Genomic DNA, 15,052 nt, shown 5'->3' on the forward strand with positions numbered 1-15,052 from the left:
CGCCCGTTACTGGGCACTCATTGGGCCCGCGCGCCCGATACTCAGCGCGCGCGTTTCCAGGTCTGGGTCCGGCAAAGCAGCGGCGCGATGCAGCCCTTCACCGCCAGGGTGTCGTCGTCGATCAGGGTCAGGGTTCCGGTTCCGGCCCGGTCCCCGCTGTCGGGGTCGTAGAGCGGGCCGCCCTTCCAGGCCTTGGGGCCGCCCGTGAAGTTCTCCAGCACCAGCAGGTTCATCACCCGCCGCGTTCGCAGCGCCGGCTTCTTGTTGTGGATGTCGCGCTGGTCGGGATTGGTCCGCAGGGGGGCTGCGTCCAGCACCCGCCCGCATAGGGCCCCGCCACAGCGCTCGATGCCGACCACCCCGTCGCGGGCCGAGGTGCGCCAGCGACCGACCAAGGCGTCGTCCTGCGCCAGGGCCGGCGCTGCGCCGGCCGCCAGGACGGCCAGCCCGACCAGAAGCCCCGTCGCCGCGCGCCTCATCCGGCGCCTCCCAGATAGGCGTTGCGCACGGTCGGCGGCACCTGCTCGTAGACGCTCGGGCGCGGGATCTTCAGCCGCCGGCGCGCCGCCTCCAGCGGCTCGGCCATCAGGGCCTCGTAGTCCTGCCCCGGCAGCCAGGCGGCCCGGCGGCCGTTGCGCCAGGCCTGCAGCACGGCCCGCCCGCAGGGATAGCCGGTGCGCGCCCGCATGAACTGCACCGCCCCGCCGGCGGCGATCAGGCCAAAGCCCGCGCTCTTGGTCTGCGGCAGCGAGAAGGCCACCACGCAGGCCTCGCCCAGAGCATCGGTCTGGTAGCCGGTCAGCACGTGCCAGATGTCGTGCACGTCGCGGATGCGGCGGGCGTACCAGGCGCGGGGATGGGCCGCCTCGATCTCGCTGTCGGCCACCTTGCGGCTCTCGTCGGCCAGGCCGTAGGCCGAGAGGTTGCGCACGTCGATGAAGGCCAGATAGGCCGCGCCGACGCTCCCGGGCGCGAAGCCCGCCAGCCAGTCGCGGTCCTGCAGCCGGTCCGACAGCTCGACCTGGGCGTAGGCCTGCTGGCCGCCCTCCGGCGTCTCCAGCAGACGTTGATAGCCCCAGTCGATCGAACGGCCCGCCAGCGCGTTCATGATCTCGAACACCTGCCGGGTGTCTTCCTTGTCGGCCACCAACCGGCCGAAGGCGCGGGCCGCTCGCACGGGCTGCACGCGACGCGGCGCGGTCAGGGATGGCAGCCGCTCATGCCCGGCAACGGGCTGCAACACGGGTGATGACGGCGAAGCTTGCACTTGCGGTTCCCCTTGTCCGGGCTTAAGAATTTCGTCTTATCTACATGAATGTCATTTACATCGATGTCAATTGAAAAGACCGCCACGCGTCGTCGTCGACGCCTGCCCGAGGAGGCGCGCCGCGAAGCGCTGACCTCGGCGCGCGCCCTGCTGCTGTCGGGCGGGCCCGACGCGGTGACGCTGTCGGCGGTCGCCGGCGAGATCGGCGTGACCCACGCCAACCTGATCCATCACTTCGGATCGGCGGCCGGATTGCAGTCGGCGCTGATGGCCTCGATGGTCGCCGACCTGACCCAGGCCCTCGACGAGGCGGTCGCCCGCCTGCGCACCGACGAGGGCGCGCCGCTGGAGCTGGTCAATGCAGTGTTCGACGCCTTTTCGACCGGCGGCGCCGGCCGTCTGGCCGCCTGGATAGCGCTGTCCGGCGACCTCTCGCACCTGGAGCCCGTGCGGGCCGCCGTGCAGAACCTGGTCGATGCGATCAGCGACAAGATGGGCGTTCAGGACGCCCAGGCCCGTCAGGGCATGGGGGCGGCGGTGCTGTTCATCGCGCTCAGCGCCTTCGGCGAGGCCCTGATCGGCCCGCCCCTGCGCGACATGCTCGACCAGCCCGACGACGCGGCCCGCCGCGTCGTGGCCAGCCTGCTGCCGCGCTTCCTGATCACCAAGCCCCCGACGGGAAGCTGACGACGGGAAACTGACGCCGGTTCGGCGAGGGTCCCGTCGCGCCCTCGCCACGCGCTAAACGGTCAGGCGGTTCTTACCCGCCCGGGTGCAGGCCCGGCGCTTCCTGGCCCGTGCGGGTGACATATTCCGTATAGCCGCCGCCGTACTGGTGAACGCCCTCGGGCGTCAGTTCCAGCACGCGGTTGCTCAGGGCCGCCAGGAAGTGGCGGTCGTGCGAGACGAACAGCATGGTGCCCTCGAAGTCGGCGAGGGCTGCGACCAGCATTTCCTTGGTCGCCATGTCCAAGTGGTTGGTCGGCTCGTCGAGCACCAGCAGGTTCGGCGGATCGAACAGCATCTTGGCCATGACCAGACGCGCCTTCTCGCCGCCCGACAACACGCGGCAGGGCTTTTCGACGTCGTCGCCCGAGAAGCCGAAGCACCCCGCCAGGGTGCGCAAGGCGCCCTGCCCGGCCTGCGGGAACGAGCGTTCCAGGGACTCGAAGATCGTCTCTTCGCCGTCCAGCAGGTCCATCGAGTGCTGGGCGAAATAGCCCATCTTGACGCTGGCGCCGATGTTGACCGCGCCCTGGTCGGGCTTGGCGTCGCCGGCCACCAGCTTCAGCAGCGTCGACTTGCCGGTCCCGTTGGCGCCCAGCACGCACCAGCGCTCCTTGCGGCGCACCAGGAAATCCAGGGACTCGTAGATCGGCTTGTCGCCATAGCCCTTGTGGACGTTGCGCAGGCTGATCACGTCCTCGCCCGAGCGCGGCGGGCTCTGGAACTCGAACTGCACCGCCTGGCGACGGCGCGGGGCCTCGACGCGTTCGATCTTGTCGAGCTTCTTGACCCGGCTCTGCACCTGGGCGGCGTGCGAGGCGCGCGCCTTGAACTTCTCGATGAACTTGATTTCCTTGGCCAGCATGGCCTGCTGGCGCTCGTACTGCGCCTGGCGCTGCGCCTCGCCCAGCGCGCGCTGCTGGTCGTAGAAGTCCAGATCGCCCGAATAGGTGATCAGTTGGCCGCCGTCGATCTCGACCACCTTGCCGATGATGCGGTTCATGAAGGCGCGGTCGTGCGAAGTCATCAGCAGCGCGCCGTCGTAGTTCTTGAGGAACGCTTCGAGCCAGATCAGGCTTTCCAGGTCCAGGTGGTTGGAGGGTTCGTCCAGCAGCATGCCGTCGGGCCGCATCAGCAGGATGCGGGCCAGCGCCACGCGCATCTTCCAGCCGCCGGACAGCATGCCGACGTCGCCGTCCATGCGTTCCTGGCTGAAGCTCAGGCCGGCCAGCACCTCGCGCGCCCGCGCCTCCAGCGCATAGCCGTCGAGCTCCTGGAAGCGCTCCAGCACCTCGCCATAGCGCTCCATGACGGCGTCCAGCTGGTCGGCCTGGTCCGGATCGACCATGGACGCCTCGAGCGCGGCCATTTCGGCGGCCAGCGCGCTGACGGGACCGACGCCGTCCATCACCGCGGCGACCGCGCTCTGGCCCGACATCTCGCCGACATCCTGGCTGAAATAGCCGATCCGCATGCCGGGATCGATCGCGACCAGCCCATCGTCGGGCTGCTCCTGACCGGTGATCATGCGGAACAGCGTCGTCTTGCCGGCGCCGTTGGGGCCGACGAGGCCGGCCTTTTCACCCTTCTGGATGCCCATCGAGGCTTCGATGAACAGGATCTGGTGGCCGTTCTGCTTGGATATGTTGTCGAGGCGGATCATGGGGCGGTCTGCTAGCTTGGGTCGGGCGAGAACGCCAGCCCCAGAGCCATATCAATTCCAGGCGCGATGATCGGCCGCTGGCCGCTGGCCGCTGGGCGACGGCGAGGCGGCGACGCGGATCGGCTCCGCGCCGCCCCTGACCCTTCTAGAACTTCCAGCTCAGCGCCGCGCCCCAGGTCCGGGCCTTGCCGGGGAAGCGGACCACGGTGTTGGCGTTGCTGCTGACGGCGGTCCAGTAGTACTCGTCGGTCAGGTTGCGGCCCCATAGCGAGACCTCCCAGCCGGCTTCCGGCGAGGAGAGGCCCAGGCTCGCGTTCAACAGGCCATAGCTGTCGATGGCGAACAGCGGATTGCCCTCCAGGTCGGCGCTCGACTTGTCCTGCCAGCGGCCGTTCAGCGCCGCCTGCAGCTTCAGGCCATTGCTGAGGTCGTGGTCGAACAGGGCCGTCAGGCCGCCCTGGAGCTTCGGGCTGTATAGAAAGGGCCGCCCATCGAAGGTCTGGGCCTGACCGGCGGCGTTGATGCCGGTGTAGCCCTTCACTTCGGTGTGCAGCCAGGTCGCCGAGGCGAGGAAAGTCAAAGACCGCGTGGCGCGCCAGGTGATGTCGCCGTCCAGGCCCCTGGCCTCGCCTTCCGGCACGTTGGCCAGGCGCGACAGGGCCGTATAGATCGGGTCGGCGAAATACACGCTGAGCTGCTTGTCGGTGTAGTCGTAGTAGAAGACGCCCAGATTGGCCTGCACCCGGCGGTCGAACAGCGCGGCCTTCACGCCCAGCTCGTAGGCGGTCAGCAGTTCCTGCCGCGCCGGGGCGTTCTGGGTCGAGATGTTGGCGGCGTTGATGGGCGTCGCCCCGGCCTTGGCCCCGCGCGAGATCGAGCCGAACACCAGCACGTCGTCCGAGGCCTGCCAGTCCAGCGCCACGCGCCAGGCGAAGTTGTCCTCGTCCAGCGTCGATTTCACGAAGCCGAAGCTGGCCGTCGCCGGATCGAAGGTGTTGCACGAGCCTTGCGTGATCGGCGCCACCAGGCCGTAGACCCCGAAGAACAGCGCCCGGTTCACGACATTGACGTTGGGCAGCATGTTGCCGTTGAAGTCGCGCGAACAGCCCACATAGTCCTGCTTGTCCTGGCTGTAGCGCAGGCCGACGGTCAGCTTCAGCTTGTCGGTCAGCTGCCGGTCGGCATTGGCGAAGAGGCTGGCCGTGTCGGTCTCGATATTGCCGACGTCCTCGTAGGTGCGGAACGCCTGGCTCATCTGCAGCGCCGTGTACGCGCCGCTGTTGAACGGCGTCGCCAGCAGGGTCGCGCCATAGAAGCGGATCAGGCCGACATTGGCGTTCTGGCCCAGGATCGTGCGGTTCATGTCGAGGATCTTGTCATGCGCCACATAGACGCCGACCAGCCACGAGCCCTTCTCCGTGCGGCCTTCCAGCCGCAGCTCCTCGGCCGTGGACTCGATGTCGCCGTGCGCCTTCTGGACCAGGATCTCGTAGGGCGCGCCGCTCCAGTCGAACACCGCGTCGCGCTTGAGCTTGTTGTAGCTGGTCAGTGAGATCAGGCTGACGTCGTCGGAGATGTGCCAGGAAAAGCGCAGCTTGGCGGCGTCGAAGCGGTCGTCCTCTTCGGCCGGATCGCTGATGCCCAGGCCCGTGCCCACGTCGGTTCCACGCACCGACAGCGGCGCCCAGTCGGCCTGCGTCGACTTGGTCGGCTTGTTGTTGGCGACGTAGGCTGCCAGGCCCGCCGCGTTGAACGGGCTGGCGGCCGTGGCCGGGGTGAAGCCGACCGCCTGGGCGGCCACGGTGTCGGAGCGGTTGCGCCAGCCGGCGTAGGAGAAATCGAGATCCACCTTCTCGCTGGGCTGGGCCGCCAGCGACAGCCGCCAGCCCTGGCGATGCACCTCGCCCAGCCGCTCGTCGCGCGAATTGCTCTTCTGCCAGCCCTCACCGCTGTGCTCGGCGCGGAAGGCGACACGCGCCTGCACCTTGTCGCTTAAGGGGCCGCTGAAATAGCCCTCGAGATTGCGGGTCTCGTAGTTGCCGGCCTCGGCCGTCAGCCCAGCCTCGAACTGGTCGGTCGGCTTGTTGGTCACGAAGTCGACCAGGCCCGCCGTGGTGTTGCGGCCGTAGAGCGTTCCCTGCGGGCCCTTCAGCACCTCGACCCGCTCCAGGTCGAACATTGGCCCGGTGTTCATGAACGGATAGGCGTAGGCGACCTCGTCGACATACGTGCCGACGGTCGAGGTGGCCGACAGGTTGATGGTGTTGAAGCCGATGCCGCGCAGCGTATAGGTCGGCACGCCCTGGTAGCTCTGGCTGACCGTGAAGCTGGGCGCGACGGTCGACAGGTCCTTGGGGTCGGTCACCCGCAGCTGCTTCAGGGCGTCGCCGCTGAAGGCCTGGATCGGCATGCCGATGTCGTTGGCCGCCTCCTCGCGGCGCTGGGCCGTGACCACGACGGTCTCGATGGCGAAACTGTCCTTATCGTCCTGGGCGGGCTTGGCCCCTTGCGCCCAGACCGGCGCCGCCATCGTCAGAGCCACCGCGGACACCCCTAGCGTCAGCGCGACACGAAGTCCTCGCATGCGAAACCTCCCTCCGGCCGCGCCTTCATTGGACGCTGGCTCTATCGGAGCGTGCGGTGGCCGGGGGACTCTAACAAGCTATCGGAACTGATAGGGTCAGAGGCCCAGCACCAGCCGGGCGATGATGTCGCGCTGGATCTCGTTGGAGCCGCCATAGATCGAGGCGGCGCGGTTGTTGAGATAGCGGGCCGTGGTCGTCAGGCCGCTCTCGGGGCCGACGAAGACCTCGTTCGAGCCCGCCTCGCGCGCCTTCGGCTGATGCACGGCCGCGTAGCCGCCCAGGGCGTCCAGCGCCAGTTCGTCCTGCCGCTGCAAGGCCTCTGACCCCTGCGCCTTGAGGATCGACGAAGCCGGCCCGGGATTGGCCCCGCTGGCGAAGGCGCTCAGCACCCGCCGCTCGGTGACGTCGATCGCCAGCGCCGCGATCTCTGCTTCCGCCAGCCGTCGCCGATGATCGGGATCCTCGGGCTCGACCTGCCCCCGCAGGCGCTCCAGCCCCGCCTCCAGCCCGGCCGCATAGCCACCGCCCCGCTCGAACTCCAGCAGATGCTTGGCCACCGTCCAGCCCTGGTTCTCCTCGCCCAGCCGGTCGGCCCTGGGCGTGCGGACGTCGTCGAAGAACACCTGGTTGACCTCGTGCTCGCCGGCCATGGTGATGATCGGATCGACGCGGATCCCCGGCCGGTCCATCTCGACCAGCAGGAAGGTGATGCCCGCCTGCGGCTTGCCCTCCGTCGAGGTGCGCACCAGGCAGAACATGTGCGTGGCCCAGTGGGCGTGGGTGGTCCAGATCTTCGAACCGTTCAGCACGTAGTCGTCGCCGTCGGCGACCGCCTTCATCTGCAGCGAGGCCAGGTCCGACCCCGCCCCCGGCTCCGAATAGCCCTGGCACCAGTAGTCCTCGCCCGACAGGATCCGCGGCAGGTAGCGGGCCTTCTGCTCGGGGCCGCCGAACCGCATGATCGCCGGCGCCACCATCCTCAGGCCCATCGGCGCCAGCCCCGGCGCCCCGGCCCGGGCGCATTCGGCGAAGAACACGTGGCGCTGGATCTCGCTCCAGCCCGGCCCGCCGTACTCGACCGGCCAGGTCGGCGCGGCCCAGCCCTGGGCGGCCAGGATCCGTTGCCAGGCCAGGCTGTGGGCCTTGTCGCAGAACACGCTTGTCATCCGCCGTCCGGCCTCGCGCAGCTGCGGCGTCAAGTTGGCGTCGATGAAGGCGCGCACCGCGTCGCGGAAGGCCAGGTCCTCGGCCGACAGTTCCAGATCCACGCCCACGCTCCGCTATCACGCCCTCGGGGAAACTTGCGAAAGCCTGGCCCGGGTGCGCAAGCTATCGGAACCGATAGGGAAAGAGCGCCCGCATGACGGCGACCACGGCCCAGTCCTTGGGGGGAAGCGACGAACGCCTGGCGCGGGTCCTGGACCTGGCGGTGCGCGTCCGCGACCTCGGGGCCGAGATCGGCCTGCCCTACATCGCCGCCAGCGCCGACATCTCGAGCCCCGAGCCGATGCTCGGCCCGGACGGCCTGCCCCTGGCCGAGACCACCTTCGAGTGGCTGGACGCGGGCCTGCGCTACTGGCGCGACCGCTCGTTCGCCCTGCGGGCCCCGTTCATCCTGGCCGCCCGCTACGCCGCCGACCCGTTCTTCTACCACGAGGGCCGCTTTTCCAGCTGGCGGCCCCTGCCCCGGCTCGAAGCCATCGCCGTGCGCGAGGCGGCCGAGGACTTCGGCGTCGCCGCCGCCATCATCGCGCCCGCCTACCTGACCGGCGGGGTGATCGGGGCCGTGGTCTGGGCCTCGGCCAAGCCCGTTCCCGACCTGCCGGCGCTCTACGAGGCCCGCGCCGACCAGTTGCACGGCGCGGCCCTGCGCCTGGTGTCGGCCTATCGCGACGGCGTCGGCGACGACGCGCCCCTGGCCCGGCTGACCAAGCGCGAGATCCAGTGCCTGAAGTGGGCCGCGGCCGGCAAGACCGACGCCGACATCGGCCAGATCATCGGCATCTCCGGACCCACCGTCCGCTTCCATGTCCAGAACGCGGCCCTGAAGCTGCGCGTCGCCGGCCGCGCCCAGGCCATCCACCGCGCCACGGGCCTGGGCTACCTGGGCTCGGCCGCATAACGCCGTCGCGCGGAAACGCCTGCTCCGACACGTTTTGTCACGAACGCGATGCAAAGCCGCAAGGCGCTCTCTCCACTCTGACACACGTTCAGAGGCGCCTGTCGAACGAGGGATCGGTCGGCGCCGTTCGGGAGAAGACCATGAACAAGACCCGTCATCGCCTGCTGGCCCTGACCGTGATCAGCGGCTTCGCGATCGCCGGCGCCGCAGCCGCGGAAACGGTGAAACTGCCCGCCAAGCAGACGGCGCTCGGCGTCGAGCACTTCCACGCCAAGGCCCAGGTGCTGGATGATCCGCTCGACATCGAGACCGTCGTCAGCACCGAGCGCGGCTTCCAGACCGGCAAGGGCGTGTTCCGCTCGCCCGCCAACGACAACCACCTGCGCGCCGTCGTCGACAAGCGCACGGGCTCGACCCGCTTCGAGGTGCGCCAGACCCTGACCTACCAGGGCTCGATGCGCGGCTACGGCGAAGGGGCCGTGGCCTACCAGACCAGCGCCTTCCCGGTGCAGGCTCCGGTGACCAAGATCCGCGACAACGCCGGCCAGTGCTTCCTGTTCGAGGCGCCCGAGCTCTGCCGCGAGGAACTGGCCTTCACCGTCAGCGAGACCGAGCTGCGCAAGCTGGCCGCCGCGCCGTCGGCCTGGGGTTTCAAGTTCAAGTCCGACAAGGGCTACGAGCACCGCACGGCCATCACCCCGGCCGAGATCGCCGGCCTGCTGAAGGCCGTCGACGGCTACCGCGCCACCCTGCCCGCCCTTCAGGCGAAAGCCGACACCGCCGCTGGCGGCTGAGTTCAGTATCCGGAGCTTCTTAAGTCCATGAAAGTCGTTGCGTTCCTCGGCCTGGCCGCGTGCCTGGCCGCCTCGCCCGCCGTCGCCGGTCCCGCCGGCCACGGCCTCACCCACACCGAAGCCGTCGCCAAGCAGAACCTCGCCAAGCGCACGGTGAAGATCCAGACCCCCTGCGCCCAGTCGGCCGCCACCGCTGTCGCCAGCCGCCAGGGTGTGTCCAAGGCCAAGCCGCAAGAGGGCCTGGTCCATGTGGTGTTCAACAGCGCCGCCGACGCCGCCGCCCACGAAGGCGCGGTGCGGGCCGCCGTTTCCGAAGCCTGCCGCGCGGCTTAAAGCCGAGCGCAAAAGACGGCCGCCCCGGCGGCCTGCCCTCGCGCGAGTTCCTCTTCCCCCGAAGTGCGCGCGAGGGCGCCTTACTTTTCAGCGAGCGACGAAGGTCGACCGACCCCTGGTGGAAACCGGCGAAGAAACGCCCCTTTCGGCCTTGTTCACGGCGCCGTCGTTCCTAGATAGCCCGGACGCATGGAATCCTCAGGCCACGGAATGATCGCCCTGCAGCGCGAGATCGCTGCCGCCCCCGTCGCGCCGGTCGTCCTGATCGTCGAGGACGATCCGGCCCTGCGCACCCTCCTGATGCGCCTGCTGCGCGAGGAGGGCTTCCAGCCGCTCAGCGCCGCCCACGGGGCCGAGATGGCCCGGGTGCTGGAGACCAACAGCGTCGACATCATCCTGCTCGACGTCATGCTGCCCGGCAGCAACGGCTTTGACCTGTGCCGCAGCGTGCGCCGCGAAAGCGACGTGCCGATCGTCATGCTCAGCGCCCGCGACGACGAGACCGACCGCCTGATCGGCCTGGAGCTCGGCGCCGACGACTATATCGGCAAGCCCTTCAGCCAGAAGGAGCTGATCGCCCGCATCCGGGCCATCCTGCGCCGCGCCCAGGGCAACACCCAGTCCAGCCAGCCGCGCGGCCACCAGCAGATGGTGTTCGCCGGCTGGCAGCTCGATCCGGGCCGCCGCGAGCTGCTGTCGCCCGACGGCGCCTTCGTCGACCTGTCGGGGGCCGAGTTCGACCTGCTGCTGGCCTTCCTGTCGTCGCCCCAGCGGGTGATCGGCCGCGAACGCCTCCTGGAGATGTCGCGCGCCCGTATCTCCGACGCCTCGGACCGCAGCATCGACGTGCTGGTCAGCCGGCTGCGCCGCAAGCTGGCGGTCAGCGGCCAGGCCGAGGCCCTGCTGCGCACCGTGCGCGGCGTCGGCTATATCTTCACCGCGGCGGTGGAGCGTCGATGAAGCCCTTGCGGCTGTGGCCGCAGCGTCTGGTCGGCCAGGTCACCCTGGTCCTGATGCTGGCCGTGGCCCTGGAATTCGTCGGCAGCTCGATCCTGTTCGAGAACAGCCGCCTCTATCCCAATCGCGACAACCAGGTCCGGCGCGCCGCCGAGCAGCTGGTCACCGCCGAGGCCATCCTCGAGACCCGTCCCGAGCACGAGCGCGCCGCTCGCGCCGCCGGCCTGTCGGCCCGCCCCAACGAGATCGGCTGGACCGCCCTGCCGAGCCTGGTCGATCGCGAGCGCGCCGCCGAACGCAAGCTGAAGGACCAGTTCCGCGACGCCGAGCCCAGCCTCGTTCGGCGCGAGCTGCGGATGAACACCGAAACCGACCACGCCCTGCCCCGCGACACCCACCTGAAGGTGGCGCTGAAGATGCGCGACGGCTCGTGGGTGTGGATGAAGACCAAGATCCGCGCCGCCCCCTGGGCCGTGGTGCTCAGCAGCTTCGGCTCGGCCTTCATCCTGGGTCTCGGCGTCATCGCCGCCGCCGCCCTGGTCCTGCGCAACCTCAGCCGGCCGCTTCGAGCGCTGGCCGAGGCCGCCGACAAGGTCGGCCAGGGCGAGCGCATGCGCGTCGCCGAGACCGGGGCCGGCGACCTGAAGCTCGTCGCCAAGGCCTTCAACGCCATGCAGGACCGCATCGCCGGCCTGCTGCAGACCCGCACCGAGGCCCTGGCCGCCGTCGGCCACGATCTGCGCACGCCCCTGGCCCGCCTCAGCCTGCGCGCCGGCTTCGTCCAGGACGCCGCCGCCCGCGAGGCCCTGGAAGCCGACGTCGCCGAGATGACGGCCATGCTCGACTCGCTGCTGGCCTATCTCGGCGGCCAGGAGGATCCCGAGCCGCCGCGCCGCACCGACATCGCCGCCATCGCCATGACCCTGGTCGACGACGCCACCGACTCCGAGCGCGAGGCCAGCTATGACGGTCCCGAACACCTGCCGGTCCACGCCCGACCGCTGTCCTTGAAGCGGGCGATCAGCAACCTGGTCGAGAACGCCCTGCACTACGGCGGCGAGGCCCGCCTGAGCCTGGTCCGCGACGGCCGGCTGGTGATCCTGGCGGTCGAGGACAGCGGCCCCGGCATCCCCGAGGAAGAACTGGCCCACGTCCTGGAGCCCTTCCACCGCCTCGACAGCGCCCGCGCCCGCAACACGGCGGGCCTGGGCCTTGGCCTGACCATCGTCCAGCAGATCCTCAAGCGCGAAGGCGGCGAACTGGTGCTGAAGAACCGCCCCGAGGGCGGGTTGCGGGCCGAGGTGCGGCTGCCGGCCCTCTGATCCCTCTCCCCTTGCGGGAGAGGGTGGCCTCGCGGAGCGAGGTCGGGTGAGGGGTCTCTCAGATCTCAACGCCGCGTGCAGCGGCCAGGCCGGGCGCGATGTCGGATGTCTGAGAGACCCCTCATCCGACGGCCTTCGGCCGCCACCTTCTCCCGCAAGGGGAGAAGGATTGGGCTCTACGCACACTGCTCACACGGCGTATTCGGAAAAGAGTCCAACCAACTCAACGTCCTGCAACTTTATCACCCCGACTTATCCTCACCTGCTCAACCCGCCCCATACTCAAAGCCATCCCAGCCATGGGGAGGGCTCTTGGTACCGGCCCGAGTTAGCGGCTGTGGATCGCATCGAGCGGGGCCGCTTGTTGCGTCATGGGAAGGGCGGGTTTGCAGGATCGCTCAGAAGGCGTGATTGGGCCGCCAGCCGTTCCGTGACGAGACAAGCGGGTCGACAGGGTCGGGATCGTTTCAAACCGACCTAACAGGATCAGCCGAGGCGCCGCCGGATCACCGCGGAGCTATTGATCCTGCCCGTCCGAGGGACAACCGGGTCCAGGGTTGAAAAAGCACCCGCGCCCCCGGTCCTTCGAGCCTACGATGCGGCGGAGCGGTCAGACGAAGCCGAAACGCTAAAACACATCACGGTCTCCGGGCTCCGCCCGGCCGCTCCGCGCCTCCCCGCCAACTTTCGTGGATCGCCACGGGAGGCCGAAAAGCCGTGCTCAAAACCCCCTCAGTCGCTCCGCGACAGCTCCCCCAGAGGGGGAGCATCTGCGGCGTAGATCCTCCCCCTCTGGGGGAGGTGGCCCGGAGGGCCGGAGGGGGTCTTCGCAGGCGGTCAGACACCCTTTGACACAAACCCGCTGCATCGCAGCAAAGGCCGCCCCCCAACTTCCTCCCTAGCGTGGCGGTCCAGCCGCGCCGCGCCGCGACGTCCGTTTCCCCCTTTCCCCGGACGTCGCGGCCATCGCACGGAGGTTCCCTTGGAACAGTTTCTCGAACGCGCCGCCCTCTTCCGCGGCCAGGTCTTTCCCGCCCAGAGCGCCCTCTACGAGCGCCTGGCCAGCCACGGCCAGAGCCCCAAGGCCCTGATGATCTCCTGCGCCGACAGCCGCGTCGTGCCCGAGCTGATCACCCAGGCCGCGCCCGGCGATCTCTTCGTCTGCCGCAACGCCGGCAACATCGTGCCACCGTTCTCCCAGGCCAACGGCGGGGTCTCCTCGGCCGTAGAATACGCCGTCGTGGCGCTGGGCGTGCGCGACATCGTCGTCTGCGGCCACTCCGACTGCGGGGCCATGAAGGCCTTCTCGCATCCGGAAGCCCTGGAGAAGATGCCCAACGTCGCCGCCTGGCTGCGCCACGCCCACGCCGCCCACAGCGTGGTCTGCAACGCCTATCACGGCCTGGGCGACCATGAGCGCACCCGCGCCCTGTCGCTCGAGAACGTCGTCGTCCAGATCAACCACCTGCGCACCCACCCCTCGGTCGCCTCGGGCCTGGCCAAGGGCGAGCTGACCCTGCACGGCTGGTTCTTCGAGATCGAGACCGGCCAGATCCAGGCCTACAACGGCGACACCGGCCAGTTCGAACAGGTCTACGAAGGCGCGCCCCTCCCCGTCGCCCAGCGCCCGAGCCGTCGCATGGTCGCCGCCGACCACCTGGGCATCGCCGCCGAATGACCCGCCCCGCCGTTTCCTCCCCCAACGGTGGCAAGCCCGGTCTGACGGCGTTCCTGTCGCGTGACCTGACCGCCTCGATCGTCGTCTTCCTGGTGGCGATGCCCCTCTGCATGGGCATCGCCGTCGCCTCCGGCGTTCCGGCCGAGCGCGGCCTGATCACCGGCATCATCGGCGGCATCATCGTCGGCGCCCTGGCCGGCTCGCCCCTGCAGGTCAGCGGCCCGGCCGCGGGCCTCGCCGTCATCGTCTTCGAGATCGTCGCCAAGCACGGCCTGTCGACCCTCGGGCCGATCCTCGTGCTGGCCGGCCTCGTCCAGCTGATCGCCGGCGCCCTGCGCCTTGGCCAATGGTTCCGCGCCATCTCGCCGGCCGTCGTCCACGGCATGCTGGCCGGCATCGGCGTGCTGATCGTCGCGGGCCAGCTGCACGTGCTGTTCGGCGACAAGCCGAAAGCCAACGGGCTCGACAACCTGATGGCCATCCCGGCGGCCCTCGGCGGCCTGTCGGCCTCGACCTTCGGCGGCGCGGAAGCGGCTTTGCTGGTCGGCGTCGTCACCATCGGCTCGATCCTGCTGTGGGAAAAGATCCGTCCCGCCAAGCTGAAGCTCGTCCCCGGCGCCCTGCTCGGCGTGCTGGCCGGCACCTTCGTGGCCATGGGTTTTGGCCTCGACGTTCAGAAGATCGCCGTGCCGGAATCGATCGGGGCCGCCATCGCGATCCCCGGCCTTGGCGACTTCGCCAAGCTGATGGATCCGATGATCGTGCTGACCGCCGTGGCGGTGGCCTTCATCGCCTCGGCCGAGACCCTGCTGTCGGCGGCCGCCGTCGACCGCATGCACGATGGTCCCCGCACCAAGTACAACAAGGAGCTGTTCGCCCAGGGCGTCGGCAACATGATGTGCGGCGCGGTCGGCGCCCTGCCGATGACCGGCGTGATCGTGCGCAGCTCGGCCAACGTCCAGGCCGGCGCGGTCACCCGCCTGTCGGCGATCATGCACGGCGTCTGGATCCTGGCCTTCGTGGCCCTGCTGCCTTTCGTCCTGCGCCAGGTGCCCAGCGCCGCCCTCGCCGGCGTGCTGGTGGTCACCGGCTGGAAGCTGGTCAGCCTCGACCACGTGCGTCACCTGTTCGCCCGCTACGGCCTGCTGCCGGCGCTGATCTGGGCCGCGACCTTCATCATGGTCGTCGCCACCGACCTGCTCACCGGCGTTCTGGTCGGCCTGGCCCTGACCATCGTCGAGCTGCTGCCGAACCTGAAGAAGATGCGCCTGCGCATCGACCAGCGCGACGTCGGCGAACAGGAGCAGGAAATCCGCCTCGAGGGCGCGGCGACCTTCGTGCAGCTGCCGAAGATCACCAAGGCCCTGGACGCGGCGCCGGACGGCGGCGTCGTCCGCCTCGACACCAGCGCCCTGACCGTGCTCGACCACACCGCCACCGAGGTGCTCAGCGAGTGGGTCAAGAGCAAGGAGCGCACGGGATCGAAGGTCGAACTGCCGCCCGCCTGCGTGTTCGGCGCCCGCCTGCGTCCCGCCGGCGCCCACTGACCCTGCTCCGCCCCCGGGGACGGCCGCCCGCCGTCCCCGGGGTTCTTTTCGATGCGAG

13 protein-coding genes are annotated in these 15,052 nt (G+C 69.6%); 8 read left to right on the forward strand and 5 right to left on the reverse strand.

The features are described from left to right. Positions 1-41 precede the first annotated feature (41 nt). Positions 42-479 carry a DUF2147 domain-containing protein gene (locus tag AC07NG_RS19420; RefSeq protein ID WP_494595761.1) on the reverse strand — a complete coding sequence of 146 codons (438 nt, stop codon included), beginning with the start codon at positions 477-479 and terminating at the stop codon, positions 42-44. Then, positions 476-1,243: a Coq4 family protein gene (locus AC07NG_RS19425; protein ID WP_494595763.1), complete on the reverse strand. Its 768-nt coding sequence runs from the start codon at positions 1,241-1,243 to the stop codon at positions 476-478. Before AC07NG_RS19425 ends, AC07NG_RS19420 begins: the two co-directional genes overlap by 4 nt. Before the next feature lie 87 nt (positions 1,244-1,330). On the opposite strand from AC07NG_RS19425, the gene AC07NG_RS19430 reads away from it, so the two are divergent. Continuing rightward, on the forward strand, positions 1,331-1,954 hold the full coding sequence (locus AC07NG_RS19430; protein WP_110121411.1) for a TetR/AcrR family transcriptional regulator: 624 nt from the start codon (positions 1,331-1,333) through the stop codon (positions 1,952-1,954). Between the two features lie 73 nt (positions 1,955-2,027). On the opposite strand, the gene AC07NG_RS19435 is transcribed toward AC07NG_RS19430, so the two are convergent. The 3 genes from AC07NG_RS19435 to AC07NG_RS19445 all read right to left on the reverse strand — a co-directional run bounded on the left by AC07NG_RS19435 (position 2,028) and on the right by AC07NG_RS19445 (position 7,509). Then, the gene (locus tag AC07NG_RS19435; RefSeq protein ID WP_494595765.1) at positions 2,028-3,656 is read right to left on the reverse strand and encodes an ABC-F family ATP-binding cassette domain-containing protein; all 1,629 of its coding nucleotides are present in this window, start codon (positions 3,654-3,656) and stop codon (positions 2,028-2,030) included. 145 nt (positions 3,657-3,801) lie between these two features. Then, complete coding sequence (locus AC07NG_RS19440) at positions 3,802-6,240, reverse strand: TonB-dependent receptor (RefSeq protein ID WP_494595767.1); 2,439 nt, start codon at positions 6,238-6,240, stop codon at positions 3,802-3,804. Between the two features lie 96 nt (positions 6,241-6,336). Next, positions 6,337-7,509 carry an acyl-CoA dehydrogenase family protein gene (locus AC07NG_RS19445; protein WP_494595769.1) on the reverse strand — a complete coding sequence of 391 codons (1,173 nt, stop codon included), beginning with the start codon at positions 7,507-7,509 and terminating at the stop codon, positions 6,337-6,339. 92 nt (positions 7,510-7,601) lie between these two features. Here AC07NG_RS19445 and AC07NG_RS19450 point away from each other — a divergent pair, with 92 nt between their 5' ends. The 7 genes from AC07NG_RS19450 to AC07NG_RS19480 all read left to right on the forward strand — a co-directional run bounded on the left by AC07NG_RS19450 (position 7,602) and on the right by AC07NG_RS19480 (position 14,994). Further along, positions 7,602-8,363 carry a helix-turn-helix transcriptional regulator gene (locus AC07NG_RS19450; protein ID WP_494595770.1) on the forward strand — a complete coding sequence of 254 codons (762 nt, stop codon included), beginning with the start codon at positions 7,602-7,604 and terminating at the stop codon, positions 8,361-8,363. A 140-nt stretch (positions 8,364-8,503) separates the two neighbouring features. Continuing rightward, positions 8,504-9,157: a hypothetical protein gene (locus AC07NG_RS19455; RefSeq protein WP_494595771.1), complete on the forward strand. Its 654-nt coding sequence runs from the start codon at positions 8,504-8,506 to the stop codon at positions 9,155-9,157. 27 nt (positions 9,158-9,184) lie between these two features. Then, the gene (locus AC07NG_RS19460) at positions 9,185-9,490 is read left to right on the forward strand and encodes a hypothetical protein (protein WP_494595772.1); all 306 of its coding nucleotides are present in this window, start codon (positions 9,185-9,187) and stop codon (positions 9,488-9,490) included. Positions 9,491-9,700: 210 nt separating this feature from the next. Then, on the forward strand, positions 9,701-10,450 hold the full coding sequence (locus AC07NG_RS19465; RefSeq protein ID WP_487289305.1) for a response regulator: 750 nt from the start codon (positions 9,701-9,703) through the stop codon (positions 10,448-10,450). Further along, positions 10,447-11,769 carry an ATP-binding protein gene (locus AC07NG_RS19470; protein ID WP_494595773.1) on the forward strand — a complete coding sequence of 441 codons (1,323 nt, stop codon included), beginning with the start codon at positions 10,447-10,449 and terminating at the stop codon, positions 11,767-11,769. Before AC07NG_RS19465 ends, AC07NG_RS19470 begins: the two co-directional genes overlap by 4 nt. A 982-nt stretch (positions 11,770-12,751) precedes the next feature. After that, positions 12,752-13,447, forward strand: a complete 696-nt coding sequence (locus AC07NG_RS19475; RefSeq protein WP_492855362.1) for a carbonic anhydrase — start codon at positions 12,752-12,754, stop codon at positions 13,445-13,447. Continuing rightward, the gene (locus tag AC07NG_RS19480) at positions 13,444-14,994 is read left to right on the forward strand and encodes a SulP family inorganic anion transporter (RefSeq protein WP_492855361.1); all 1,551 of its coding nucleotides are present in this window, start codon (positions 13,444-13,446) and stop codon (positions 14,992-14,994) included. Before AC07NG_RS19475 ends, AC07NG_RS19480 begins: the two co-directional genes overlap by 4 nt. Positions 14,995-15,052: the final 58 nt, after the last annotated feature.

This window comes from Caulobacter sp. GW821-FHT10C03 (genome assembly GCF_059415485.1).